This window comes from Rhodococcus sp. UNC363MFTsu5.1 (assembly GCF_000686785.1).
Classification (GTDB): Bacteria; Actinomycetota; Actinomycetes; order Mycobacteriales; family Mycobacteriaceae; genus Rhodococcus_G; species Rhodococcus_G maanshanensis.
The window spans coordinates 78,124-101,042 of the sequence record NZ_JMLO01000019.1; the positions used below are offsets into that span (position 1 = coordinate 78,124).

The 22,919-nt window shown below is 69.3% G+C and carries 24 protein-coding genes; 9 read left to right on the forward strand and 15 right to left on the reverse strand.

The genetic code is table 11. From position 1 onward, the window contains the following. The first annotated feature begins 87 nt into the window (after positions 1-87). Genes BR31_RS28950 through BR31_RS0116275 form a run of 4 tightly spaced genes read left to right on the forward strand, consistent with a single transcriptional unit; the run spans position 88 to position 2,763 of the window. A complete protein-coding gene (locus tag BR31_RS28950) occupies positions 88-957 on the forward strand; it encodes a PaaI family thioesterase (protein ID WP_081830522.1) in 870 nt (289 codons plus the stop codon). Next, the gene (locus BR31_RS0116265) at positions 938-1,615 is read left to right on the forward strand and encodes a TVP38/TMEM64 family protein (protein WP_027501891.1); all 678 of its coding nucleotides are present in this window, start codon (positions 938-940) and stop codon (positions 1,613-1,615) included. Before BR31_RS28950 ends, BR31_RS0116265 begins: the two co-directional genes overlap by 20 nt. A gap of 60 nt (positions 1,616-1,675) precedes the next feature. Then, the gene (locus BR31_RS0116270; protein WP_027501892.1) at positions 1,676-2,257 is read left to right on the forward strand and encodes a helix-turn-helix transcriptional regulator; all 582 of its coding nucleotides are present in this window, start codon (positions 1,676-1,678) and stop codon (positions 2,255-2,257) included. Next, positions 2,254-2,763 (forward strand): hypothetical protein, encoded by a 510-nt coding sequence (locus BR31_RS0116275; RefSeq protein ID WP_027501893.1) that lies wholly within the window; start codon positions 2,254-2,256, stop codon positions 2,761-2,763. Before BR31_RS0116270 ends, BR31_RS0116275 begins: the two co-directional genes overlap by 4 nt. Here the strand turns inward: BR31_RS0116275 and BR31_RS0116280 are convergent. Next, positions 2,760-3,734, reverse strand: a complete 975-nt coding sequence (locus tag BR31_RS0116280) for a quinone oxidoreductase family protein (protein WP_156042514.1) — start codon at positions 3,732-3,734, stop codon at positions 2,760-2,762. The two genes, BR31_RS0116275 and BR31_RS0116280, sit on opposite strands and share 4 nt — an antisense overlap. Positions 3,735-3,837: 103 nt before the next feature. Between BR31_RS0116280 and BR31_RS0116285 the strand changes: the two genes are divergently transcribed. Beyond that, positions 3,838-4,425 carry a TetR/AcrR family transcriptional regulator gene (locus BR31_RS0116285; RefSeq protein ID WP_027501895.1) on the forward strand — a complete coding sequence of 196 codons (588 nt, stop codon included), beginning with the start codon at positions 3,838-3,840 and terminating at the stop codon, positions 4,423-4,425. Positions 4,426-4,439: 14 nt separating this feature from the next. Here the strand turns inward: BR31_RS0116285 and BR31_RS0116290 are convergent, their stop codons facing one another. The 3 genes from BR31_RS0116290 to BR31_RS0116300 form a co-directional block, all read right to left on the reverse strand. Next, on the reverse strand, positions 4,440-5,630 hold the full coding sequence (locus BR31_RS0116290; RefSeq protein ID WP_027501896.1) for an SPFH domain-containing protein: 1,191 nt from the start codon (positions 5,628-5,630) through the stop codon (positions 4,440-4,442). Then, complete coding sequence (locus BR31_RS0116295; RefSeq protein WP_027501897.1) at positions 5,631-6,062, reverse strand: NfeD family protein; 432 nt, start codon at positions 6,060-6,062, stop codon at positions 5,631-5,633. A 70-nt stretch (positions 6,063-6,132) separates the two neighbouring features. Further along, positions 6,133-6,948 carry a DUF3097 domain-containing protein gene (locus BR31_RS0116300; RefSeq protein WP_037176917.1) on the reverse strand — a complete coding sequence of 272 codons (816 nt, stop codon included), beginning with the start codon at positions 6,946-6,948 and terminating at the stop codon, positions 6,133-6,135. An 82-nt stretch (positions 6,949-7,030) separates the two neighbouring features. Here BR31_RS0116300 and BR31_RS0116305 point away from each other — a divergent pair, with 82 nt between their 5' ends. Continuing rightward, on the forward strand, positions 7,031-7,843 hold the full coding sequence (locus BR31_RS0116305) for a hypothetical protein (protein WP_027501899.1): 813 nt from the start codon (positions 7,031-7,033) through the stop codon (positions 7,841-7,843). Positions 7,844-7,850: 7 nt separating this feature from the next. Here the strand turns inward: BR31_RS0116305 and BR31_RS0116310 are convergent, their stop codons facing one another. Next, a complete protein-coding gene (locus BR31_RS0116310; protein WP_027501900.1) occupies positions 7,851-8,741 on the reverse strand; it encodes a class I SAM-dependent methyltransferase in 891 nt (296 codons plus the stop codon). A gap of 135 nt (positions 8,742-8,876) precedes the next feature. Between BR31_RS0116310 and BR31_RS0116315 the strand changes: the two genes are divergently transcribed. Continuing rightward, a complete protein-coding gene (locus BR31_RS0116315; protein ID WP_027501901.1) occupies positions 8,877-9,257 on the forward strand; it encodes a glyoxalase superfamily protein in 381 nt (126 codons plus the stop codon). Between the two features lie 9 nt (positions 9,258-9,266). On the opposite strand, the gene BR31_RS0116320 is transcribed toward BR31_RS0116315, so the two are convergent. The 8 genes from BR31_RS0116320 to BR31_RS0116355 form a co-directional block, all read right to left on the reverse strand. After that, positions 9,267-10,319 (reverse strand): ferrochelatase, encoded by a 1,053-nt coding sequence (locus tag BR31_RS0116320; RefSeq protein ID WP_027501902.1) that lies wholly within the window; start codon positions 10,317-10,319, stop codon positions 9,267-9,269. A 7-nt stretch (positions 10,320-10,326) separates the two neighbouring features. Further along, positions 10,327-11,157: an NADH-dependent enoyl-ACP reductase InhA gene (inhA, locus tag BR31_RS0116325; RefSeq protein ID WP_027501903.1), complete on the reverse strand. Its 831-nt coding sequence runs from the start codon at positions 11,155-11,157 to the stop codon at positions 10,327-10,329. A 52-nt stretch (positions 11,158-11,209) separates the two neighbouring features. Next, positions 11,210-11,932, reverse strand: a complete 723-nt coding sequence (gene fabG1 / locus BR31_RS0116330) for a 3-oxoacyl-ACP reductase FabG1 (protein WP_027501904.1) — start codon at positions 11,930-11,932, stop codon at positions 11,210-11,212. A gap of 71 nt (positions 11,933-12,003) precedes the next feature. Continuing rightward, on the reverse strand, positions 12,004-12,984 hold the full coding sequence (locus BR31_RS0116335; RefSeq protein ID WP_027501905.1) for a VWA domain-containing protein: 981 nt from the start codon (positions 12,982-12,984) through the stop codon (positions 12,004-12,006). Beyond that, positions 12,981-13,949 (reverse strand): DUF58 domain-containing protein, encoded by a 969-nt coding sequence (locus BR31_RS0116340; protein WP_027501906.1) that lies wholly within the window; start codon positions 13,947-13,949, stop codon positions 12,981-12,983. Before BR31_RS0116340 ends, BR31_RS0116335 begins: the two co-directional genes overlap by 4 nt. Continuing rightward, on the reverse strand, positions 13,946-15,064 hold the full coding sequence (locus BR31_RS28955) for a chaperone MoxR1 (protein WP_442970217.1): 1,119 nt from the start codon (positions 15,062-15,064) through the stop codon (positions 13,946-13,948). The genes BR31_RS0116340 and BR31_RS28955 overlap by 4 nt, the downstream gene beginning before the upstream one ends. 67 nt (positions 15,065-15,131) lie before the next feature. Beyond that, the gene (locus BR31_RS0116350) at positions 15,132-16,631 is read right to left on the reverse strand and encodes an NlpC/P60 family protein (protein ID WP_081830523.1); all 1,500 of its coding nucleotides are present in this window, start codon (positions 16,629-16,631) and stop codon (positions 15,132-15,134) included. A gap of 421 nt (positions 16,632-17,052) precedes the next feature. Further along, positions 17,053-17,580, reverse strand: a complete 528-nt coding sequence (locus BR31_RS0116355) for an Rv1476 family membrane protein (RefSeq protein WP_027501908.1) — start codon at positions 17,578-17,580, stop codon at positions 17,053-17,055. Positions 17,581-17,901: 321 nt separating this feature from the next. Here BR31_RS0116355 and BR31_RS0116360 point away from each other — a divergent pair, with 321 nt between their 5' ends. After that, positions 17,902-20,724 (forward strand): aconitate hydratase, encoded by a 2,823-nt coding sequence (locus tag BR31_RS0116360; RefSeq protein WP_197023634.1) that lies wholly within the window; start codon positions 17,902-17,904, stop codon positions 20,722-20,724. A gap of 208 nt (positions 20,725-20,932) precedes the next feature. Continuing rightward, positions 20,933-21,499 carry a TetR/AcrR family transcriptional regulator gene (locus tag BR31_RS0116365; protein ID WP_027501910.1) on the forward strand — a complete coding sequence of 189 codons (567 nt, stop codon included), beginning with the start codon at positions 20,933-20,935 and terminating at the stop codon, positions 21,497-21,499. A 21-nt stretch (positions 21,500-21,520) separates the two neighbouring features. Here the strand turns inward: BR31_RS0116365 and BR31_RS0116370 are convergent, their stop codons facing one another. Further along, positions 21,521-21,745 carry a helix-turn-helix domain-containing protein gene (locus tag BR31_RS0116370; protein ID WP_027501911.1) on the reverse strand — a complete coding sequence of 75 codons (225 nt, stop codon included), beginning with the start codon at positions 21,743-21,745 and terminating at the stop codon, positions 21,521-21,523. Positions 21,746-21,860: 115 nt separating this feature from the next. Further along, positions 21,861-22,919: ABC-F family ATP-binding cassette domain-containing protein (locus BR31_RS0116375; RefSeq protein WP_027501912.1), on the reverse strand; the 1,059-nt coding region annotated here is incomplete at its 5' end.

Here is a 22,919-nt window from a genome sequence, read left to right on the forward strand (position 1 = left end):
CGGACACAGTCATTGTTTCTGTGATGCTAGCCGCACCCTTTCGGCCACTATCGCCTGGATCACCTATCCTTCGGTAACCTCCACCCAATGAGCATTGCGAACCTCAGGACGGGCGCCGAGCGGAGGACGCCGCAGGCCCTGTTCCGGGTCAGCCCTGCCACCCGCGCAGGCGAGGTGAACCGGATGACGATGGACCTGGGCGCGCCCGAATCGCACGGCGAGACCGCCTCGCTCGGGGTGCTCCTCGACGACTGCCTTGGTTTCACCATGTACGAGCGACGCGGCGATCGGGCGGGACTGGTCAGCGCAGACCTGTCAGTCGACTTCGTCCGGCCGACCGGCTGGACCGGGTCGCACCTGACCGCCGAGGGCAGGCTCGAGACCCGCGGCGAGGACGGCGCGATGGCTTCGGTTCGGGTGTTCGACGCCACCGGCGAACTGGTCGCCACCGGCACGGCCTGGGGCAACTTCATCGACGGCGTCCAGCAATCCCGCGACGACCGCCCGCTCGAACCGGCAAGCAATTCCGTGCCGACCTCGACGACGCCGCTGAAGGCGATCGGCGGCACCCTCGAACGGACCGACCGCGGCGCGCGGCTGACCGTGCCACCGAACCGGTCGCTCGCGAACGCGCTCGGTGTCATGCACGGCGGCGTGCAGGCCTGCGCCTACGATCTCGCGGGCAACGCGGCGGCGGCCGGGTCGGCGGGCGCCATGGACACCAGTTCCCTGCGGATCAACTTCTTCCGGACCGTGCCGCTCGACCGCCCGGCCGTCTTCGAGGCCGAGGTGCTGCGGGCCGGGCGCCGGGTGGTCGTCAGCCGGGTCACGTGCACGGACGCCGACGGCCGCGAATGCGGGGTCGCGACGGTCACCTGCCGCCGCGCCACGCCGGGAGACCGGGCACCGCGTACGGCCGCGGGTACTCTTGGCGAACGTGACCAGGCACCTTCGTGATCCGAAGCTGATCGCGGGGCTGCTGGTCGCCGCCGCGCTGCTGATCGCCGCGCTGATCGTCCCGCATCCGTCCATCGAGCAGGTTCGGGAGTGGTCGCGCTCCATCGGCCCCGCCTTCCCGCTGGTGTTCTTCGCCGTGCACGCCCTCGTCACGGTCGCCCCGGTCCCGCGCACCGTCTTCACCCTCAGCGCCGGGGTGCTGTTCGGCGCCGCGACCGGGATCCTGATCGCTGTCGCCGCGACCACCGTCAGCGCCGTGCTGGCGCTGTTGCTCGTGCGCGCCGTCGGACGTGACGCGTTCGCGTCGCGGATGACCCACCCGGCGATCCAGGCGATCGACGATCGGCTCGCCCGGCGGGGCTGGCTGGCCGTGGGGTCGCTGCGGCTGATCGCCGCGGTTCCGTTCTCGGTGATCAACTACTGCAGCGGCGTGTCGTCGGTCCGGCTCCTGCCCTACATGCTCGCCACCCTTGCCGGGGTGCTGCCCGGCACCATCGGTGTCGTGGTGCTCGGCAACGCCCTCGGCGGCGACACCAACCCGGCGCTGCTCGCCTTCTCCGCTGCCTGCATCGCCGTCGGCGTCATCGGCCTGGTGCTGGACGCCCGAATGGGCGTGCCGACCCCGAGCGACAGCACCGAGGTCAAGCCCGCGCGCTAGACCACGACTCGTCAAGTGAAGAACCTTGACTTCATAAAATCTAGTTCCTAGCCTTGACAGATGTTCGTCATGACGGTCGACCAGCGCGGCAGCCGCCGCGACGTGGACCGCGTCGATCCGCTCCTGCACGAGTTCGCGGACGCACCGTTGCTGCGTCCCTTCGAGCGAACCGCGGGCGACGAGGTGCAGGCCGTGGCGGACCGGGCCGACCTGGTCGTCGACCTCGCACTCGAACTGGCGGCACGCGGGTACTGGAGCGTGGGGATCGGCATCGGCCCCGTCGAGAGCCCCCTGCCCGCCAGCACCCGAGCCGGCCGCGGGCCTGCCTACGAGGCCGCGAGGGACGCGGTCGATCGGGCCAAGAACCTGCCCGGCTCGATCGCCGTCACCGGCCCCGACACCGCGTCCGCCGCCGACGCGGAAGCCGCGCTCATGCTGGTGTCGGCGCTCATGTCGAGGCGGTCCGAGCCGGGCCGGGACGCGGTCGCCGCGATGAGGGAGGGACTCACCCAGGCCGAGGCCGCGGAGCGACTCGGCATCAGCAAGCAGGCCGTCTCGCAGCGGTTGGCCGTGGCCGGATGGCAGGCGGAGTGCGCCGGACGCACCCTCGCCGGGCGACTACTCCAGGAGGCGGCCCGATGACCACGCTCGCCCTGGTCCTGCTCGGCCTCGCCGCGCTGTGCCCTGTGGTGCTCGCCGGCGGCCGGATCCGGCCGTGGATCAGCCCGACCGTCACGACGCTCGCCCTCGGCGGCGCCGCACTCGCCGCAACGGCGACCCGGCCCGTCACCGGATTCGCACTCGGCGCCACCCTGGTGCTCGCGGTGCTTGCGGCCGCCACCGGCGGAGCGCCGTTGGTACGCGCGGCATTTCGCATCGCCAAGCGCCAGGAGGACGCGGGACCGACGCCCGAGAAGGGTCCGCTCTACGGCGGCCGGATCATCGGTGTACTCGAGCGCACCGCCGTCGCGGTGGCCATCCTGGCCGGCTGGCCCGAGGGCCTCGCGATCGTGCTCGCGGTCAAGGGCCTCGCGCGCTACCCCGAACTGCGCGAACCCCACGCGTCCGAACAGTTCATCATCGGCACCTTCACCAGCGTGCTGTGGGCGGTGGCGGTGTGCGGGGTCGCCAAGGGGCTCATCACTTAATCGCTGGAGCACCTGACGGTCGGCGCCAGGATCACCTTCCCCGTCGCGACCCGCTTCTCGATCTTCTCGTGCGCCAGCGCGGCGTCGCCGAGGGGAAGAACCGAGTCGACAACGGGCGTGACGGTTCCAGCGGCCGCACGCTCGAGGATCTCTGCTCTGGCCGCCGCGACACGCCCCAGCCACGCGGGCCCGCTGCAGCCCGTGAGCGTGAGCCCTCGCTGCATCAGGTCCACTGGCCCCACGGCGGCAGGCCGGCCACTCAGCAACCCGTAGCACAGCATTCGGCCCTCCAGCGGGGTCATCAGATCCAGGAGCTGGGCCGCGGACTCGCCGCCGACCGACTCGAAGACGACGTCGAGGGTCGCACCACCGAGGACCTCCCGCACGCGGCCCGGCCAATCCGGTCCGGAATGATCGACCACGTCGTCGGCGCCGAACGAGCGCGCCCGTTCGCGCTTGTCGCCGGTGCCCGCGGTGGCGAGGACCCGCGCCGCACCGAACTCTCCTGCCAACTGGGTCAGGTAGGCGCCGACGCCCGACGCGGCGGCCTCCACGAGCACCACTTCCCCACCCCGCAGGCCAGCAGCACGCAGCAGCGTCAACGCCACCGCACCCGGCACCGCCACCGCCACCGCGTCCGCCAACGAAAGCCCGTCGGGAACCAAGACCGTCGCGGCGGCCGCGGCCACCACGCGCTCGGCGTAGGCGCCCGTGCCATCGGTCATCGCGATCACCCGTGTGCCGATCATGCCCCGGTCGACGCCCTCACCCACCTCGACGACCGTTCCCGCCGCCTCGCCCCCGAAAACGAACGGGGGGACGATCGGCGACGGGAAGATGCCTGAGCGGAGCTGCGTTTCGGCGAAATGGACCCCGATCGCCTCGGCTCGGATCACCACCTCCCCGACCGCAGGCTCCGGCGCGGGCACGTCCCGCTCGACGAGCACGTCGGGTCCCCCAACCGATGTCATTACTATTGCCCGCATCGACTCCCCCTAATTTGACCGCCGGTCCAGTTACCGGACAACGGTCACGTTATGGACCGTCGGTCAACTTGTCAATGGAGGTACACGGGTGGGTAACGAATCAACACGGGAGCGCAGCGACGCCGTCCGTAACCGTCGCGCGATCCTCGAGGCGACCGATGCCCTCCTCAGCGAGTTCGGCGCCGAGAATGTCTCGATCGAGCAGATCGCGGCAGCGGCAGGTGTCGGCAAGGGAACCGTCTTCCACCGGTTCGGCAACCGCGCCGGACTGATGCGGGCCCTTGTTGTCGAGCGCGCGCACCACCTTCGCGACGCCGTCATCAGCGGCGAGCCGCCGCTCGGCCCCGGCGCGCCAGCAGACGACAGGCTGCTCGCATATTTCGACGCGATGTTCCGGCTGGTCGTGGACAACGTCGAGCTGATGATCGCCTTCGACAACGCGACCGCCGACGCGCAGACCGAGGCGATTCACGAATTCTGGTACGGGCACATCGCCGCGCTGCTCGCGGAGGCCCGACCCGATCTCGACGCCGAGATGCTGGCCAGGGTCATGCTGGCCAGCATCAACCCCGACATGGTGCTGCACTGCATCCGGACCGACCAGACCGAGCGTCTCGCGGCATCCGTCCTCGCCGTGGTCGCATCGGTCGTCGGTCGGCCCGCGCACACCCCCTGAGCGAGCGCCTACGACTACGCGGGCGGCAGCTGCCCGCCCGGATCCGCCGGGCCGGCAGGCAGCTCGCTCGCCTCGTGGCGCTCGAGCTGGTGCTCGGGCACCAGCGAGGTGTCGACGGGTTGGCGCGCAACGGCTTCCGCCGCCGCGACCGCGCGCGCGACGGTCGGGTCCGACTTCGTCTCGAACCAGTCGGCGACCTCCGCCGAGTCGTCCTCCGGCTTCGGCAGATCCTCCTGAGCCTGGCTGGGCTCGTACCGGAAAACCCCGTCCTCCCCTGGCGCCCCGAGGGTCCGCGCGAAGCCCTTCAGCGCATCCCCGAAGTCGCTCGGCACCAGCCACACCTTGTTCGCATCACCCTGCGCCATCTGCGGCAGGGTCTGAAGGTACTGGTACGCAAGCAGTTCCGGCGTAGGCTTACCCGCCTTGATGGCCGCGAACACCTTCTCGATCGCCTTCGCCTGACCCTGTGCCTGCAGGTACTTCGCGGCCCGCTCGCCCTGCGCACGCAGGATCCGGGACTGCCGCTCGCCCTCCGCGCTGAGGATCGACGCCTGCTTGGCGCCCTCCGCCGCGAGGATCCGCGACTGCTTGTCGCCCTCCGCCGTCTTGATGGCGGATTCGCGGTGGCCCTCGGCCGTGAGGATCATCGCCCGCTTCTCGCGGTCCGCCTTCATCTGCTTCTCCATCGACTCCTGGATCGACGGCGGCGGATCGATGCTCTTGAGCTCGACGCGGGCCACGCGCAGCCCCCAGCGGCCGGTGGCCTCGTCCAGCACCCCCCTGAGCTGCCCGTTGATCGAATCGCGCGAGGTCAGTGTCTCCTCGAGGGTCATGCCGCCGACCACGTTGCGCAGCGTCGTGGTGGTCAGCTGCTCCACGCCGACGATGTAGTTGTTGATCTCGTACACCGCGGCCTGCGGGTTGGTGACCTGAAAGTAGACGACGGTGTCGATGTTCAGGGTCAGGTTGTCCTGGGTGATCACCGGCTGCGGCGGGAAGGACACCACTCGCTCGCGCAGGTCGACCTTGGCCCGGATCCGGTCGACGAACGGCACCAGGAAGGTCAGCTGGCCGGACACCGTCCTCGCGTAGCGGCCGAGCCGCTCGATGACTGCCGCCTCCGCCTGCGGGACCAGGGCGACCGACTTCGCCACCACGATCACCACCAGCAGCACGATGACGGCAAGAACGATCAATGCGGCCATTTACGGTCCCCTCCATACGACGGCGGTCGCGCCGTCAATCTCCATCACGGTCACGGTCGTCCCCGGCGGATACACATCGGAGCTGTCGAGCGGGCGGGCGGTCCACACCTCGCCCCCGAGCTTGATCTGGCCGGCGTGCTCGGCAACCTCCTCGAGCACCAGCGCGTGCTTGCCCGTCAGCGCCTCGACGTTGGTCGGCAGCAGCGGCGGCTTCGCGAAGCGGCGCAGCAACGCGGGCCGCACCCCGACCACGAGCGCGAGCGACACCACGCCGAACACCACCGCGTCGATCCACACCGGCCAGTCGGTCACCGCACTGACCCCGGCCGCGGCAAAGGCGCCGCCTGCCAACATCAGCAGGAAGAAATCCCCCGACAATGCCTCCGCGGCGGCCAGCAAAACCCCTGCTATCAGCCAGACAAGTGCTGCCACAACACCATCTAACCAGAGTTCCCCTCGAGTGCAGCCCGGGAAACGACGGCGGGGTCAGTCCGCGGCGGGGTCAGTCCGCGGCGGTGACGAAGTCGACCAGCCGCTCCACCGCGCCGATCAGCGGCGACTCCAGGTCGCGGAAGCTGGACACGGCACCGTAGACGCGGCGCCACCCGTCCTGCGGGGTCCCCCAGCCCAGCTCCCGGCAGATTCCCGTCTTCCAGTCCTGGCCGCGAGGGATCTTCGGCCACGCGGCGATGCCGACCGCCTTGGGCCGCACCGCCTCCCACACGTCGATGTACGGATGCCCGGTGACCAGCACGTGCGGTCCGACGTTCTGCGTCATCCGGGACTCCTTCGAGCCCTCCACCAGATGGTCGGCGAGCACGCCCACCCTGCGGCCCGGTCCCGGCCGGAACTCGGCCAGCCGGTCGGCCAGGTTGTCGAGTCCCTCCAGGTGCTCGACGACGACGCCCTCCACCCGCAGGTCATGGCCCCAGACCCGCTCGACGAGCGCGGCGTCGTGGATGCCCTCCACCCAGATCCGGCTGGGTAGGGCGGTGCGCGCCTTGAGCCCCTCCACCCGGGTCGAACCGGACGCGGACCGGGTGGCCGCGGCCGGCTTCTTCGCAGCGGTCGGCCGCACCAGGGTCACCGGCTTGCCGTCGATCAGGAAGGCCGCCTCACGCATCGCGAACAGTCGCGTCTGGCGTCGCGCGTCCTCGAGACGGACGTAATCGCCGTCGTACGTCTTCTCCATGCCGACCACGGCGCCGCAATAGCCGGTCGCCGAGTCCTCGACCACGAGCCCCTTGTCCGCGGGGACCTTCGGGTACTCCGGTCGTCGGCTACGGGTGTGGCCGGAGAAGATGTTTCCGCCGTACATGTCGCGTGAACTCACGGTCGCCAACGCTAGGACACCGATTCGGTTGGTCGCCGCCCGCCACGCCGACCTATGCTGGAATACCGTGTCCTGTCCCAGCACCACCTTCACCGTGTGGGCCGCCGCCTGGCTCGCCGGCACCAGCTCCCCGGACGACGTCATCGACGCCGTCCAGTCCTGGGCGCCCATGCACCTGGTGGGGGCGGGCGATGCCGAGGTGGCACTGCGCCTTGACCTGCCATGGCCGCAACTCCAGGACAACGGACCGATCGTGCTGATGCGGATCGCCCGCAGGCTCGGCACCGAGGATCCCGACACCCAGCTCACCCTCGTGTTGCCTGCACCTGGCGATGTCCGCGGACTGCCGACCGGCACCGAATTCGCCGCTGCAGCCATCCACGCCGAGGAAGGCATCCTGGTCGGCGCGCCCGGCAGGCAGGGGATCGGCATCGTTCCGACCGTGGAGGGGCCGGATGTGCTGCGCTGGACGGTGTTCCCGGTGCCGACCATCCCGCAGCCCGTCGAACAGATGGGGCTGGGTGAGGCCGAGTTCGAGATGCGCCGCGCCGTCCGCGAGGCCGCCGACACGCTCGCGTCGATGCGCGGCGGTTTCGCGGGCGACGACCGCGACCCTCGCGCCCGCGTCGCCGAGGCGGTCGAGGAATTCTCGCACCACAGCTACCCCGACTCCACTCCCGATCGCGCGCTGCGCATCTTCGACACCGCCGACCAGGTCGCCGCGATCCTCACCGTCGCGGGCGAGACCGGGGTCCGGGCGCAGACCGCCGCAGGCGTTGCGGCGCGCGAGGAGACCCTCCGGCCGCTCTGGTCGACCATCCGGGCGGCCCGTCTCGGGGCGGTCGCCGCGACCGTACGAGCGGCCCGGCCGCGGGTGTGACCCGTCGCTATTTCGTGGCCGTCAGGTACGCGGGTGTCTGCGCCAGTTCCACGAGGTCGTCGGGTAGATCCGGGACCTCGACACCGTAGGCCGTGGTGAGTTCGACCGGACTGAACCGCCGCACGGTCCATCCGTGCTCGGTCAGCCACTGCGCCGGGTCGGCCCGTTCGTCGTCGTAGAACAACGCCTCGACGTCGACGTCTCCGAAGGGCTTGCCCCCGAAGTACTTGTCCCGCAACGCAAGGAACCGTCGCACGTCCGTCGCATTTCCGAATCCGTCGAGCGCGATCCGGCTGCCGGGGGCCGAGAGACCGTCGATCCGCTCGAACAGCGCGTCGTGCGCTGCGCCCGGCAGGTATGGCAACAGACCCTCGGCCGACCAGGCGCACTGCCTGCCCGGGTCGAAGCCCGCCGCCTCCAGCGCGGCAGGCCAGTCCTCGCGAAGGTCGACCGCGACGGGCAGGCGAGCGACCTTCGGCCGGGCACCGTGCGCGTCGAGCACGCCGGACTTGAAGTCCAGTACCTTCGGCTGGTCGACCTCGAAGACCGTCACGTCCGGCGGCCAGTCCAGGCGGTACGCCCGCGCGTCCAGTCCGGCTGCCACGATCACCGCCTGCCCCACCCCTTCGCCCGTGGCCGCGGTGAAGTACTCGTCGAAGAACCTGGTCCGCACGCCCATGAAACCAGGGAAGAAGAACGGCATCGCCTCGAGTGGGGACGGGTCGGCCAGCAGGCCGGTGAAGTGCTCGTCTCCGGCCGCCTCGACGAACCAGCGAGCGAACCCGTCCGTGATCAGCGGGTCGGGGCGCTCCGATTCCAGCGCCCGGAAGGTCGCCACCCCCAACGCGGTGCGGCCCACGCTACTCACGATGTCCCAGGTGTCTCCGTCGGTACGCATCAGCACCATCGCCTCTCCAGGTTCCGACGGTCCGAACACTACGCCGGTGCGCGCATGCCTGACACCGTCGTCATCGGAGGAGGATCCTCGGTGACCGTTCCCGACCCACACACACCCAGGAGAGGGCAGACAACCGTGGACCTGAGACTCCAACTCGTACCGCTTCCCGTCGCCGACGTCGAGCGTGCGAAGTCCTTCTACGTCGACAAGGCGGGCTTCACGCTCGACCACGACCACAGCGCGGGTGATCAGTTCCGCGTCGTGCAGCTGACCCCGCCCGGGTCAGCCTGCTCCATCTGTTTCGGCATCGGCATCGTCGACACCACTCCCGGTTCGGTGAAGGGCCTGCACCTGGTCGTCGACGACATCCACGGTGCACGTGCCGAACTCGCGGGCCGCGGCGTGGAGATGGGTGAGGTCGAGGAGATGGGCGCGCCTGGCAAGCCGACCGTCTCCTACGCGGCCTTCACCGACCCGGACGGGAACAGCTGGACCCTGCAACAGATCTCCGGCTGATACGAGCGGTCAGCGCCCCGGCCTGCGCGGCGGCTCACAGCACGCCACCGCGCACAGGGCGCCGTTCGTGCCGGCCCCGTACAGCGGTTCCGAGCCCAGCCGCTGCGGGTTGCCGCCGTCCGTCAACTCCCGCACCAGCGCCGAAACCAGCTGCGCGAAACGGGGATCGGTGCCGGGCGTGCCGACCCGGACGTAGCCCAATCCGAGCTCGGCGGCCCTGTCCCTTGCCTCGGTGTCCAGGTCCCAGATCACCTCGAGGTGGTCGGAGACGAAGCCAACCGGGCACACGATGACGGCCTCGGAACCCGCCGCGGCGAGCGCGTCCAGGTGATCACAGATGTCCGGCTCGAGCCACGGGATCTGCGGCGGGCCCGACCGCGACTGCCAGACCAGGTCGTATTCGTCGACGCCGACCGAGTCGGCACACAGCCGCGCCGCCTCGGCGACCTGACGACTGTAGAGCCGGCCACCGTCGGCAGGCGGGCCTGCGGAGGCGTCCGCGGAGACCGGAATGGAGTGCGCGGTGAACACGAGCCTTGCCCCGGCACGCTGGTGCGCCGGGAGTTGCTCACGGGCCGCGCCGATGGCCTCGGCGAACGCGGCGATGAGCAGTGGGTGGTCGTAGTACTGACGCAGCTTCACCAGCGTGGGAGCACCGTCTCCGACCGCGGTCCTCGCCCGCACGATGTCCTCGTGGTACTGCCTGCAACCCGAATAGCCGCCCCACGCCGAGGTGGGGAACACCAGCGCCGAGCGGACACCGTCGTCGCGCATGCGAGCGACGGTGTCCTCGACCATCGGATGCCAGTTGCGGTTGCCGAAGTAGATCGGCAACTCGATTCCCGCATCGGCGAACTCGGCCTCGACCGCGGCAATGATGTCGCGGTTGAGCCGATTGATCGGCGACACCCCACCGAAGTGCAGGTAGTGCTCGACCACCTCGTCGAGGCGCTCGGGCGGCACTCCCCTGCCCCTGGTCACGTTCTCCAGGAACGGGCGGACGTCGTCGGGCTTCTCGGGTCCGCCGAAGGAGAGCAGCAGCAGGGCGTCGTACTCGGTCATCGGCGTGTCAGCCCGCGAAACCCTCCGGGAACCACATGTTGTGGCTGGCCCCGCCGTCGACGTAGATGATCGAGCCGGTCGTCGCAGGCAACCAGTCCGAGAGCACCGCGCAGATCGACTTCGCGACCGCGGTCGGATCCCCGACGTCCCAGCCGATCGGCGACGCGCCGTCCCAGTAGGACTGGAGCTGGTTCAGCTGCTTCGCGTCGTCGGTCGCGGTGCCCGCGATCGCCTTCGCCGCGAGGGTCTTGATCGGACCGGCTGCGACCAGGTTCGAGCGGATCCTCTTCGCCTCGCCGACCTCCCGCGCCACGTACCGGTTGACCGACTCGAGCGCGGCCTTCGCGACGCCCATCCAGTTGTAGTACGGCATCGCCGTGCGCGGGTCGAAGTCCATGCCGACGATCGAGCCACCCTCGTTCATGACGGGGAGCACGGCGCGGGCGAGGGCCGCGTAGCTCCACGCCGAGATCTCGAACGACTTGGCCGCGTCGGGTCCCGGGCCGTCGAGGAACGGCTTGGCGTCGGGCCCCATCAGCGTCCGGGGTGCGAAGGCGATCGAGTGCAGGACACCGTCGACACCCTCCGGCGCCACCTCGCGGACCCGGTCGGCGAGCGCGCTCAGGTGCTCCTCGTTGGTGGCGTCCAGCTCGATCGCGGGCGGCACCGGCTGCGGCAGGCGCTGCGCGATGCGGTCGATCAGCCGCAGCCGGTCGAAGCCGGTGATGATGACCTTCGCGCCCTGTTCCTGCGCCACCTTCGCCGCGTGGAACGCGATCGACGAATCGGTGATGATGCCGGTGACGAGAATCGTCTTGCCTTCGAGCAATCCGCCCATGCTTGTACTCCTGTAGGTGAAAGTCTGTGTGTTGGTTGCGCTTCGAGCGGGACTAGTGGCCCATGCCCATGCCGCCGTCCACCGGGATGACCGCACCGGAGACGTACGCGGAGTCCTCCGACGCGAGGAAGCTGACCACGGCCGCGACGTCCTCCGCCTTGCCGACTCGCTGCAGCGGGATGAACTTCTTCGCCATCTCCTTCATGTCCTCCGGCAGGTCGGCGGTCATGTCGGTCTCGATGAAGCCGGGTGCGACGACGTTCGCGGTGATCGACCGCGAACCCAGCTCGCGGGTCACCGAGCGCGCCAGGCCGATGACACCGGCCTTGGAGGCTGCGTAGTTGATCTGCCCGGCCTGACCGGCCATGCCCACCACCGAACCGAGGAAGATCATCCGGCCCCAGCGCCCCCGCAGCATGCCCCGGTTGGCCCGCTTGGCGCAGCGGAAGGCACCGGTGAGGTTCGCGTCGATGACGTTCGTGAACTGCTCCTCGGTCATCCGCATGAGCAGCGTGTCGTCGGTGATGCCCGCGTTGGCGACCAGCACCTCGACCGGACCCTGGTGCTCCTCGACCTCGGTGAACGCGCGGTCGACCGACTCCGCGTCGGTGACGTCGCACTTCACACCGAACAGGCCCTCGGGAACCCCGGAACCACGGTGCGTGACCGCCACCTTGTGGCCGTCCGCCGCGAGACGCTGGGCCACCGCGAGGCCGATGCCGCGGTTGCCTCCGGTCACGAGCACGGAACGAGACGGAGAGGGGGTGTTCGACATGCGATCAACCTATCTGTTCGGGTACGCCGCGTTGGCGTCGGTCGGTGAAATTGTGACGGGTCATGGACCCGTCAGGGCAGGCGTTGGCGCAGAACCAAGGCCAGGGCGAGCCCCGCTGCGGTGCACAGCACCCCGAGCACGAGCCACGGCCTGCTGGCGTCGCCCCTGGTCGTCTCGAACCCGATCTGTTCCTCGAGGGTGTCGTAGACCTTGCGCAGTTCCTCGAGGCTGGACGCCGTGAAGAAGCTACCGCCGGAGAGGTTCGCGATCTCCCGGAGCGACGGATCGTCGACCGGGACCGGGATCCGCTCGTCCTCGATGTCGACGGTGCCGTAGGTGGTGCCGAACGAGATCGTCGAGATCGGCACGCCTTTCTCCTTCGCCTCCCTTGCCGCGGTGTAGCCGCCGCGCGGGGCGTCGGGATCGTCGGGGACGGTCTGCTTCCCGTCGGAGAGGAGCACGATCCGCGCGGGCGGCGCCTGATCCCCGCCGCCGAGGACCGCGCCGAGCGTCTCGATCGACTGCAGCGAGGTGAAGATGGCCTCGCCGGTCGCCGTTCGTTCGCTCAGCTTGAGGTGATCGATCGCGGTCTTGGTCTCCTCGCGATTGATGGTCGGCGAGACCAGGACCGAGGCGGTCCCCGCGAACGCGACCAGCCCGAGGTTGATCCCGGGCGTCAGCCCGTCCGCGAAGTCTTTCGCGGCGGCCTTGGCGGCGTCGAACCGGGTCGGCTCCACGTCGGTGGCCTTCATCGACAGGGATACGTCGATCACCATGATCACGGTGGCACGGTTCCTCGGCACCCGCTTCTCCGACGTCGGGCCCGCGAGCGCCACCGTGAGCAGCAACAGTCCGCACAGCACCAGTGCGGTCGGCACGTGCCGATAGCGCCCCGGCCGCGACGGGGCGACCTTCTCGAGGAGCTCGAGGTTGGAGAACCGGAGCAGGTGCTTGTGCCTGGTCCGCTGGACGAGGACGTAGGCGACGGCGAGGGCCGCCACCACCACCAGGAACGCCAACCACATGGGGGACGCGAAATCAGCGAAGCTCACTGGCGCGGCACCCGATTCACCCGAGCACCATAACTGTGCCGGCGCGACGCCACGAAGCGAACGACATCAGCGATCCAGTCCCGGTCGGTGCGCAGCGCAAGGACGGGCGCCCCGCACCCGCGCAGCGTGTGCTCGACCGCGCGACGGTGCGCCTGCGCGGCCGCGGCGAAGTCCGCGCGCAGCGCAGGGCTGGTGTGGAACTCCCGGGTCCGACCCGTCTCCGGATCGTGCAGCACGACGTCGCCAACGTCCGGCAGCTCCAGGTCGCGGGGATCGAGCACCTCGATGCCGAGCAGGTCATGCCGACCGGACACCGCACGCATCGACCGCTCCCAGTCGATCGGACCGAGGAAGTCACTGATCACCACGGCGAGACCGCGCCTGCGCTGGGGCCTGCGCAGCGACTCGATCGCGCCGCGCAGGTCACCGCGCACCCCGTCCGGGGCGTGCGGGGTGGTCGCGATCTTGCGGAGCATCGCCTGCGCGTGCAGCCTGCCGCCGCGCGCGGGGATGCGCACGGTCCGCTCGCCGGTCGCCACGATGGCGCCGATCCGGTTGCCGCCCCCGCTGGTGAGGTGGGTGACGGCGGCCGCGGCGGCCACCGCGAGGTCGCGCTTCTCGGCCCCGGTCGTCCCGAAGTCCAGGCTCGCGGACAGGTCGACGACCAGCCACGTCTCGAGCTCGCGGTCGGCGACGGATTCCCGCACGTGCGGATGGGTCGTCCTCGCGGTCACCGACCAGTCCATCTGCCGGACGTCGTCGCCGGGCTGGTACTCGCGGGCGTCGCCCGATTCGGTGCCCGGCCCCGGGATCAGCCCGAGGTGCTCGCCGTGCAGGACGCCGTCGAGCCGCCTGCGAACCGTCAGTTCCAGGGTGCGCAGTGCCGCGGACAGCTCCGGGTTGCGCAGTTCGCCCGAACGGAACGAGGGCAGCGCGCCGCCGTCACGATGAGCCGGAGCGCTCACCGCTGCTGGCCACCGACCGACGCGGTCGGGTCGGCGACAGCCTGTTGCTGCGGCGTGCCGTTCGACTGCGGAGCCACCTGCGGGGCGACCGCCCCGTTCTGGGCCTGCACGGGCGGGGCGACCGGCTGGGCCGCGACCTGCGGGAGACCGACGCTCTGCAAGACCCTGGTGATGACGTCGTCGGGCGAGACATCGTCCGCGAGGGCATCGTAGGAGAGCACCAGGCGATGGCGGAGCACGTCCGGGATCACCTCGAGCACGTCCTGCGGCACCACATAGTCGCGGCCGCGCATCAGCGCGAGCGCGCGTGAGGCGGCGATGATCCCGAGCGTCGCGCGCGGCGAGGCACCGTAGGCGATCCACCCGGCCACGTCGGTCATGCCGAGGTCGGCAGGGGTGCGGGTGGCCGCGATGACGCGAACCACATAGTCCACGAGGGCGTGGTGCACGAAGACGGCGCTTGCCGCCTTCTGCAGGCGGATCAGCTCGGCCGGATCCAGGATCGGCTTCGGCTCGGGAGCCGCGACACCCATCCGGTAGACGATCTCGCGCTCCTCCTCGACGGACGGGTAGTCCACGAGGACCTTGAACAGGAAGCGGTCGCGCTGCGCCTCGGGCAGCTGGTAGACGCCCTCGCTCTCGATCGGGTTCTGGGTCGCCATCACCAGGAACGGCTCGGGCATGGGGAACGTCTTGCCGCCGATGGTGACGTGCCGCTCGGCCATCACCTCGAGCAGGGCGGACTGGACCTTCGCGGGCGCCCGGTTGATCTCGTCGGCGAGCACGAAGTTCGCGACAACGGGACCGAGCTCGGTGTCGAACTCCTCCCGGCCCTGCCGATAGATCCGGGTACCGACCAGGTCGGTCGGCACCAGGTCCGGGGTGAACTGCACCCGGGAGAACGAACCGCCGACGACGGTGGCGAAGGTCTCCACCGCCAGCGTCTTGGCGACACCCGGCACGCCCTCGAGCAGCACGTGCCCCTTCGCGAGGAGCCCCACCAGAATGCGCTCGACCAGCCGGTCCTGCCCGACAATGACCCGCTTGACCTCGTAGATCACCTTCTCGAGGATCTGCACGTCCGTACTGCCGGTCGCCCCGTCAGCTGAGGTCACCAAGAATCCACCGCTTTCACATCGATCGCCTCGATCCGCCTCCGTGTCCCGGAAGGCGGTCAGGTCGCTACACCATTCGGACCACGTACGGGGTCATGCCGTCCCAGCGCACCGGCGACACCTTGACGATGGAACCGGACTGCGGCGCCTCCAGCATCTCCCCATTGCCAAGGTACAGCGCAACGTGCTGACTGGCGTTCGGTCCATAGAAGATCATGTCGCCGCGTCGCATCTCCGAGGACGGCACCTGCTCACCGGCGGTGTACTGGTAGCCGGTGTAGTGCGGCAGCGAGACTCCGATGCCCGCGAACGCGTAGATCATCAGGCCCGAGCAGTCGAAACCGACCTTGTTGAAGTCGCCGTAGCTGTCTGCCACGCCACCGTCGCGGATACCGAGGGTCGGTCCGTTCTCGTCCCCGCCGCCCCATGCGTAGGTGACACCGAGCTGAGACATGCCGCGGTCGATCACGGTCTCGACGGCTGCGCTGCCGGTGACGGCCGGTTTGGGCTTGCTCGGCTTCGGCTTCGGCTTGACCGGCTTCGTGGTGACCGGCGGCGACTCCTCGGACGCCTCCGACTCCTCGGCCTCCGACTCCTCGGTGCCCGATTCGACGGTGCCCGACTCCTCGGTTCCGTAGTCGGTCGTCGCGTCGTCCTCGATCTGGGTGTGCGGGCGCTGTCCCGTTGCGAGCTCGCGGGCCCGGTCCTTCGCCGCCTGGTTCGCGGCGACACGGGCCGCGGCCGCGGCGGCGACCTCCCGTGCGGCGGCAGCGGCGGCGGCGATCGCGGCCTGCTCGGCGGCGCGCTGGGTGTCCCAGTTGACGAATGCCTGCCGCTGGCTCTGCAGCCCCGAGACGTTCTCCCTCGCCGCCGCGAGCGCGGACTCCGCCGACGACTTCTGCGCCTCGATCGCGGCCTTCTTGCCGGACTGTTCCGCCAAGGCGGACCTCGCGACCGAGATGGCGTTCTCCGCGTCCGACTTACGGGACTCGGCCGCGCTGGCTGCGGCGTCCGCCTGCTGCTTCGCCTCGCGGGTCGACGAATCCTTGTTCGCCTGTTCGGTTCTCGCGCGTTGCAGCGCGTCCATCACCGAATTCTTGTTGGTGGCGAGGATCTTCATCACCTGGGCGCGGTCGAGCACGTCGCCCGGTCCCTGCGATCCCAGGAACGACGCGAACGACGCGATGCCGGTGCCCTGCTTGTACGTTCTGGCCGCGAACTCGTCGAACCTGGTCTGCGCCAACTCGATCTGGGCGCCCGCATCGCGCAGGGCCTGCTGGCTGATTCCGACCGCACCCGCGGCCGCGGCGGCAGCATCACGGGACATCTGCAGGTCGACCAGCGCCTTGTTCACCTGCTCACGCTTGATCGCGACCTCGTCGTCGAGCGCGCGCAGTTGCTGGTCGGCCGCGGCCACCTCGTTGATGAGGGCGCTGACCTGACCGACACGTTCCTCGACACCCTGGCCGGCCTGTTGCAGTTCGGATTCGCTCGGATTCGGCGGCGGTGGCGGCACCGCGGCGACCAGCCCGGGGGTTCCCGTGACCAACGAGGCCACGATCGCCATTCCGATCAGCAGCTGTGCACTACGAGTCCTCGTGCGCGGTGCCCTTCGCCTCACAGGTCTCTCCCTCGGTTCTCCACCGAGCCAGACGGATCAGCGCTCAGCTCGGTCGTACCCGCACAGGGAAGACGCGCAAGCCAGGCAGCACTCGGCGATCAGCAGAAATCGCCGAAATCGCGCCACTTCCGTGGCCATGCTGCTCAAAGCGACACTTCTTCCCCATAAGTGCCAAAAGTATCGTACGACACAATGCCCACTAGTGGAACTCTAGTCACAAGAAAAACACTGGTCTGTTCACCCACGAGACGCCGTGAGCTGCAGGTTTGCCGAATCGGTTGCGAAAGATATTCGCGGAGTTGGGATTTCTCGCCAATGGACGGATTGATCGGCGAGGTGGCGCGTCCGGCCACCCTAATGAGCCGCCCTATGGGGCGTCGATCTTGCCGTCGACAGTGGCCGCGGAACGTCGCGAGCGCACCCAAAAGCCCACCGCGGCAACGCCGCCGACCAGCACCACCAGGGCCGCCGTGATGAGCCCGTACGGCGGGTCCGGTTGCGTGATCGCACCGAGGAAGTTGTCCGCAGAGGCCACCGCGTTCCCGGTGTACGCCTTGTCCTGCGCGTCCTCGACGGTGACCCGACTGAGGGTGTCGCTGTAGGTACCGACCCAGCTCGGGCTCAACACCAGGACGGTGCCACCCTCCTGATGTCCCACCTCGGTCGCGATGTCGCGCAGTTGGGAATCGCGCGCCGGGTTCTCCGCGAGCGCCACGACACTCAACTGGATCCCGTCGCGCTCGGCCCGGTCCACCACGCTCCTGAGCCCGTCCACATCGCTCGCGGGTGCCGACACCCCGTCGTCCCCGACGTCGACCAGGATCGCGCCGATGCCGATATCGGGGGGAACGTCAGCCAGGACCGGACGAAACGCAGAGGTGAGAGCAGCAGGCATCTTTCATCCGGATCGGGTCGAGGGGAATGCAGCGCTTACGGAAACGACAGTATCGAGACCATCGCTGCCGACCCGAAGCACATTACGTGACGCAGGTCGCGGCGCGGCGAAACCCGCGATTGCCGCGTTGCGGACGCCGGTGCCGTCGACAAGAATCGACAGGTGTCGGATCGGGCGCGACGCGCCCTCCACACCTGCCCGAAATTCTCACAGGACAAGCGTACTGTTAGACTTGCCGCGATGCGCCCGGCGTGACCGTTCGGTCCGCCGCGATGCGCTTCGCTTCAGCCGTCGGCACAGCCCCGTCGACGGCGAACCTCAATGACGAGTGGAGCTGACGTGAGCACCAGTATTGATTCGTTCGGCGCCAAGGGAACCCTCGAGGTCGGAGAGAACTCATACGAGATCTTCCGCCTCAACGCCGTTCCCGGCACCGAGAAGCTGCCCTACGCGCTGAAGGTTCTCGCCGAGAACCTGCTGCGCACCGAGGACGGCGCCAACATCACCGCCGACCACATCCGTGCCATCGCGAACTGGGATCCGTCGGCCCAGCCGAACGTCGAGATCCAGTTCACCCCCGCCCGCGTGATCATGCAGGACTTCACCGGCGTGCCCTGTGTCGTCGACCTCGCGACCATGCGTGAGGCCGTCGCCACCCTCGGCGGCGACCCGAACAAGGTCAACCCGCTCTCCCCCGCCGACATGGTCATCGACCACTCGGTCATCCTCGACGTCTTCGGCCGGGCCGACGCCCTCGAGCGCAACGTCGACCTCGAGTACCAGCGCAACGGCGAGCGTTACCAGTTCCTGCGCTGGGGCCAGGGCGCGTTCGACGACTTCAAGGTCGTCCCCCCGGGCATGGGCATCGTGCACCAGGTCAACATCGAGTACCTGGCGCCCACCGTCATGACCCGCAACGGCCAGGCGTACCCCGACACCTGCGTCGGCACCGACTCGCACACCACGATGGTCAACGGCCTCGGCGTGCTTGGCTGGGGCGTCGGCGGCATCGAGGCCGAGGCCGCGATGCTCGGCCAGCCGGTCTCCATGCTGATCCCGCGCGTCGTCGGCTTCAAGCTGACCGGTGAGATCAAGCCGGGCGTGACCGCGACCGACGTCGTCCTCACCGTCACCGACATGCTGCGCAAGCACGGCGTCGTCGGCAAGTTCGTCGAGTTCTACGGCAAGGGCGTCGCCGAGGTGCCGCTGGCCAACCGCGCCACCCTCGGCAACATGAGCCCCGAGTTCGGCTCCACCGCCGCGATCTTCCCGATCGACGAGGAGACCGTCAACTACCTGCGCCTGACCGGCCGCAGCGAGGAGCAGCTCGCGCTCGTCGAGGCGTACGCCAAGGAACAGGGCATGTGGCACGACGCGGACGTCGAGCCCAACTACTCCGAGTACCTCGAGCTGGACCTCGGCTCCGTTGTGCCGTCCATCGCCGGCCCGAAGCGCCCGCAGGACCGCATCCTGCTCTCGGACTCGAAGAACGCGTTCCGTCGCGACATCCACACCTACGTGGAGGATCACGCCGACGCCGACCACAGCCAGCTGGACGAGGCCGTCGAGGAGTCCTTCCCCGCGTCCGATCCCGCCGCGCTCTCCTTCGCCGACGACGCCGCGGGCGCCGTGGCGTCGGCCGCAAACGGCGCCGAGGGCCGCCCCTCCAAGCCGGTGCGCGTCACCACGCCGGAGCAGGGCGAGTTCGTGCTCGACCACGGCGCGGTCGTGGTCGCGGGCATCACCTCCTGCACCAACACCTCGAACCCGTCGGTGATGCTGGGCGCCGCCCTGCTGGCCCGCAACGCGGTCGAGAAGGGCCTGTCCACCAAGCCGTGGGTCAAGACCAACATGGCGCCGGGCTCGCAGGTCGTCAACGACTACTACGAGAAGGCCGGCCTCTGGCCGTACCTCGAGAAGCTCGGCTACTACCTGGGTGGCTACGGCTGCACCACCTGCATCGGCAACACCGGTCCGCTGCCGGAGAACATCTCCAAGGCGATCAACGACAACGACCTGTCGGTCACCGCGGTGCTGTCCGGTAACCGCAACTTCGAGGGACGCATCTCCCCCGACGTGAAGATGAACTACCTGGCCTCCCCGCCGCTGGTCATCGCCTACGGCCTCGCGGGCACCATGGACTTCGACTTCGAGACCGACGCCCTCGGACAGGACACGGACGGCAACGACGTGTTCCTGAAGGACATCTGGCCCTCGACGAAGGAGATCGAGGAGACCATCGCCTCCTCGATCGACCAGGACATGTTCGTCAACTCCTACGCCAACGTCTTCAAGGGCGACGAGCGCTGGCAGAACCTGTCCACCCCGGAGGGCGACACCTTCGCGTGGGACGAGAAGTCGACCTACGTCCGCAAGGCACCGTACTTCGACGGCATGCCGAAGGACCCGACGCCGGTCACCGACATCACCGGCGCCCGCGTGCTCGCGCTGCTCGGCGACTCGGTCACCACCGACCACATCAGCCCGGCTGGCCCGATCAAGCCCGGCACGCCTGCCGCGCAGTACCTGGACGCCAACGGTGTCGAGCGCAAGGACTACAACTCCCTCGGCTCGCGTCGCGGCAACCACGAGGTGATGATCCGCGGCACGTTCGCGAACATCCGTCTGCGCAACCAGCTCCTCGACGACGTCTCGGGCGGCTACACCCGCGACTTCACCCTCGAGGGCGGCCCGCAGTCGTTCATCTACGACGCCTCGCAGAACTACCAGGCCGCCGGCATCCCGCTGGTCGTCCTGGGCGGCAAGGAGTACGGCTCCGGCTCCTCGCGTGACTGGGCTGCCAAGGGCACCAGCCTGCTCGGCGTCAAGGCCGTCATCACCGAGTCGTTCGAGCGCATCCACCGCTCCAACCTCATCGGCATGGGCGTTGTCCCGCTGCAGTTCCCGGCGGGCGAGTCCGCCGCGTCGCTGGGCCTGGACGGCACCGAGACCTTCGACATCGTCGGCATCACCAAGCTCAACGAGGGTGTCACCCCGAAGACGATGAAGGTCACGGCCACCAAGACGGATGGCGCCAAGGTGGAGTTCGACGCGGTCGTCCGCATCGACACCCCCGGTGAGGCGGACTACTACCGCAACGGCGGCATCCTGCAGTACGTGCTGCGCAACATGATCAAGGGCTAGGCACGCACCGCCCGAGCGGGCCTTCGGCTTGCTCGGGCGCTACGCGCCTGTGAGTGTTTTCGGCCCAGACGGGCACAAAGCGCGCACGACCACCGTTGCCGGTCGGTGACGTTCGCTGGAAGTGGTCGTGCGCGCTTTGTGCATTGGGTGACCTGTGTCGCGAAGGGCCGAAAACACTCACAGGCACAATGCCGACGAAGGAGGCAGTTTGCCTAAGGTCAGTGAAGACCACCTCGCGGCGCGGCGGAGCGAGATCCTCGACGGCGCTCGCCGGTGCTTCGCGGAGTACGGCTACGACGGTGCCACCGTGCGCCGCCTCGAGGAGACCACCGGTCTCTCACGGGGAGCGATTTTCCACCACTTCAAGGACAAGGACGGCCTGTTCCTCGCGCTCGCGCACGAGGACGCCATGCGGATGGCCGACGTCGCCGCGAACCAGGGCCTGGTCCAGGTCATGCGGGACATGCTGGCGCAGCCCGACCAGTTCAACTGGCTCGGCACCCGGCTCGAGATCGCACGCCGGCTCCGAACCGACCCCGAGTTCGCACGGGCGTGGTCGCAGCGCAGTGCGGAACTGACCGAGGCGACGATCAACCGGCTCGAACGACAGAAGTCCGCGGGCCGGCTGCGCGACGACCTCCCGACCGAGGTGCTGGTCGGCTACCTCGATCTGGTCCTCGACGGGCTCATCGCCCGGATCGCGTCCGGCCACGCGGGCGAGAACCTGTCCGCCGTGCTCGACCTGGTCGAGGAATCGGTCCGCCGCAGGGACTGAGGCGACCGACGACCGCGGTGACTAGTGCGAGAGGCGGCCGCGGCGGTTCGCGCCGCCGCGGCCCCGCAGCGTCACCCCGGCCTCGGTGAGCAGAGCCCGGATGAATCCGTACGAGCGGCCGGTGGCGTCCGCGAGAGTTCGGATGCTGGTGCCCGACTGATAGCGCGCGCGCAGCTCGGTCTGCAGGGCCTCCCGCGCACCCCCAGACACCCGGGCGCCCTTGGGTAGTCGCGTGAGCTCGGCCATGGCTGACCTCCGTACAGGAGTGCGCACGAATCCCTCGCGCGCGGCGCGTGCCGTCATTCGGCGGACTTGAGCGAACACTCTCAGGCTAGCCACCCGCGCCGCGCCGCGGCAACGATCAGGCCAGCTGGATCAGTTCCAGGTACTCCTGCGACCAGTGGTCCTCCTGGCCGTCCGGCAGCAGGATGACCCGCTCCGGGTTCAGCGCCTCCGCGGCACCGGGGTCGTGGGTGACCAGCACGACCGCCCCCTTGTAGCTGCGCAGCGCGTCGAGGACCTGCTCGCGCGAGATCGGGTCCAGGTTGTTGGTCGGCTCGTCGAGCAGCAGCACGTTGGCCGCCGAGGACACCAGCCCGGCCAGCGCCAGACGCGTCTTCTCACCACCGGAGAGGGTGCCCGCCGGCTGCTCGAGCTGCGGGCCGGTGAACATGAACGCACCCAGCAGCGACCGCAGCTCCTGCTCGCCGGTGTCCGGTGCGGCGTGCCGGATGTTCTCCCACACGGTCGCCTCGTCGTCGAGGGTGTCGTGCTCCTGCGCGAAGTAGCCCACCTTCATCCCGTGACCGGGCACCAACTCGCCTGCGTTGGCCTGCTCGGTGCCTGCCAGGATCCGCAGCAACGTGGTCTTGCCCGCACCGTTCAGGCCGAGCACGACGACGCGGCTGCCGCGGTCGATCGCCAGGTCGACGCCGGCGAAGATCTCCAGCGACCCGTACATCTTGGTCAGGTTCTTCGCCATCAGCGGCGTCTTGCCGCACGCCGCGGGCTCCGGGAACCGGATGTGCGCGACCTTGTCCGAGACCCGGACCTCGTCGAGGGCGGCCATCAGCTTGTCCGCCCGCTTGGCCATGTTCTGCGCCGCGGTCGCCTTCGTCGCCTTCGCACCGAGCTTGGCGGCCTGCACCCGCAACGCGCCCGCCTTCTTCTCCGCGTTCGCGCGCTCACGGCGGCGGCGCTGCTCGTCGGTGGCGCGGGCGTCGAGGTACTTCTTCCAGCCCATGTTGTAGATGTCGGCCTCCCCGCGGACCGCGTCGAGGAACCACACCCGGTTCACCACGTCGCCGAGGAGCTCGACGTCGTGGCTGATCACGATCAGCCCGCCGTCGTGGTTCTGCAGGAACCCACGCAGCCAGGTGATCGAGTCCGCGTCGAGGTGGTTGGTGGGCTCGTCGAGCAG

Bases quoted from the DNA above. Each gene is read 5' to 3' on its own strand.
- inhA (WP_027501903.1), bottom strand. From the start codon at position 11,157: ATGGGCGGATTGCTCGAAGGCAAGACGATTCTCGTCACCGGCATCATC.
- BR31_RS0116290 (WP_027501896.1), bottom strand. From the start codon at position 5,630: ATGGCCGCATTGATCGTTCTTGCCGTCATCGTGCTGCTGGTGGTGATC.
- BR31_RS0116360 (WP_197023634.1), top strand. From the start codon at position 17,902: ATGACGAGTGGAGCTGACGTGAGCACCAGTATTGATTCGTTCGGCGCC.
- fabG1 (WP_027501904.1), bottom strand. From the start codon at position 11,932: ATGTCGAACACCCCCTCTCCGTCTCGTTCCGTGCTCGTGACCGGAGGC.
- BR31_RS0116280 (WP_156042514.1), bottom strand. From the start codon at position 3,734: ATGACATCGGTTGGGGGACCCGACGTGCTCGTCGAGCGGGACGTGCCC.
- BR31_RS0116355 (WP_027501908.1), bottom strand. From the start codon at position 17,580: ATGCCTGCTGCTCTCACCTCTGCGTTTCGTCCGGTCCTGGCTGACGTT.
- BR31_RS0116270 (WP_027501892.1), top strand. From the start codon at position 1,676: ATGTTCGTCATGACGGTCGACCAGCGCGGCAGCCGCCGCGACGTGGAC.
- BR31_RS0116275 (WP_027501893.1), top strand. From the start codon at position 2,254: ATGACCACGCTCGCCCTGGTCCTGCTCGGCCTCGCCGCGCTGTGCCCT.
- BR31_RS0116350 (WP_081830523.1), bottom strand. From the start codon at position 16,631: ATGGCGATCGTGGCCTCGTTGGTCACGGGAACCCCCGGGCTGGTCGCC.
- BR31_RS0116370 (WP_027501911.1), bottom strand. From the start codon at position 21,745: ATGGCCGAGCTCACGCGACTACCCAAGGGCGCCCGGGTGTCTGGGGGT.
- BR31_RS28950 (WP_081830522.1), top strand. From the start codon at position 88: ATGAGCATTGCGAACCTCAGGACGGGCGCCGAGCGGAGGACGCCGCAG.
- BR31_RS0116320 (WP_027501902.1), bottom strand. From the start codon at position 10,319: ATGACCGAGTACGACGCCCTGCTGCTGCTCTCCTTCGGCGGACCCGAG.
- BR31_RS0116300 (WP_037176917.1), bottom strand. From the start codon at position 6,948: ATGTACGGCGGAAACATCTTCTCCGGCCACACCCGTAGCCGACGACCG.
- BR31_RS0116310 (WP_027501900.1), bottom strand. From the start codon at position 8,741: ATGCGTACCGACGGAGACACCTGGGACATCGTGAGTAGCGTGGGCCGC.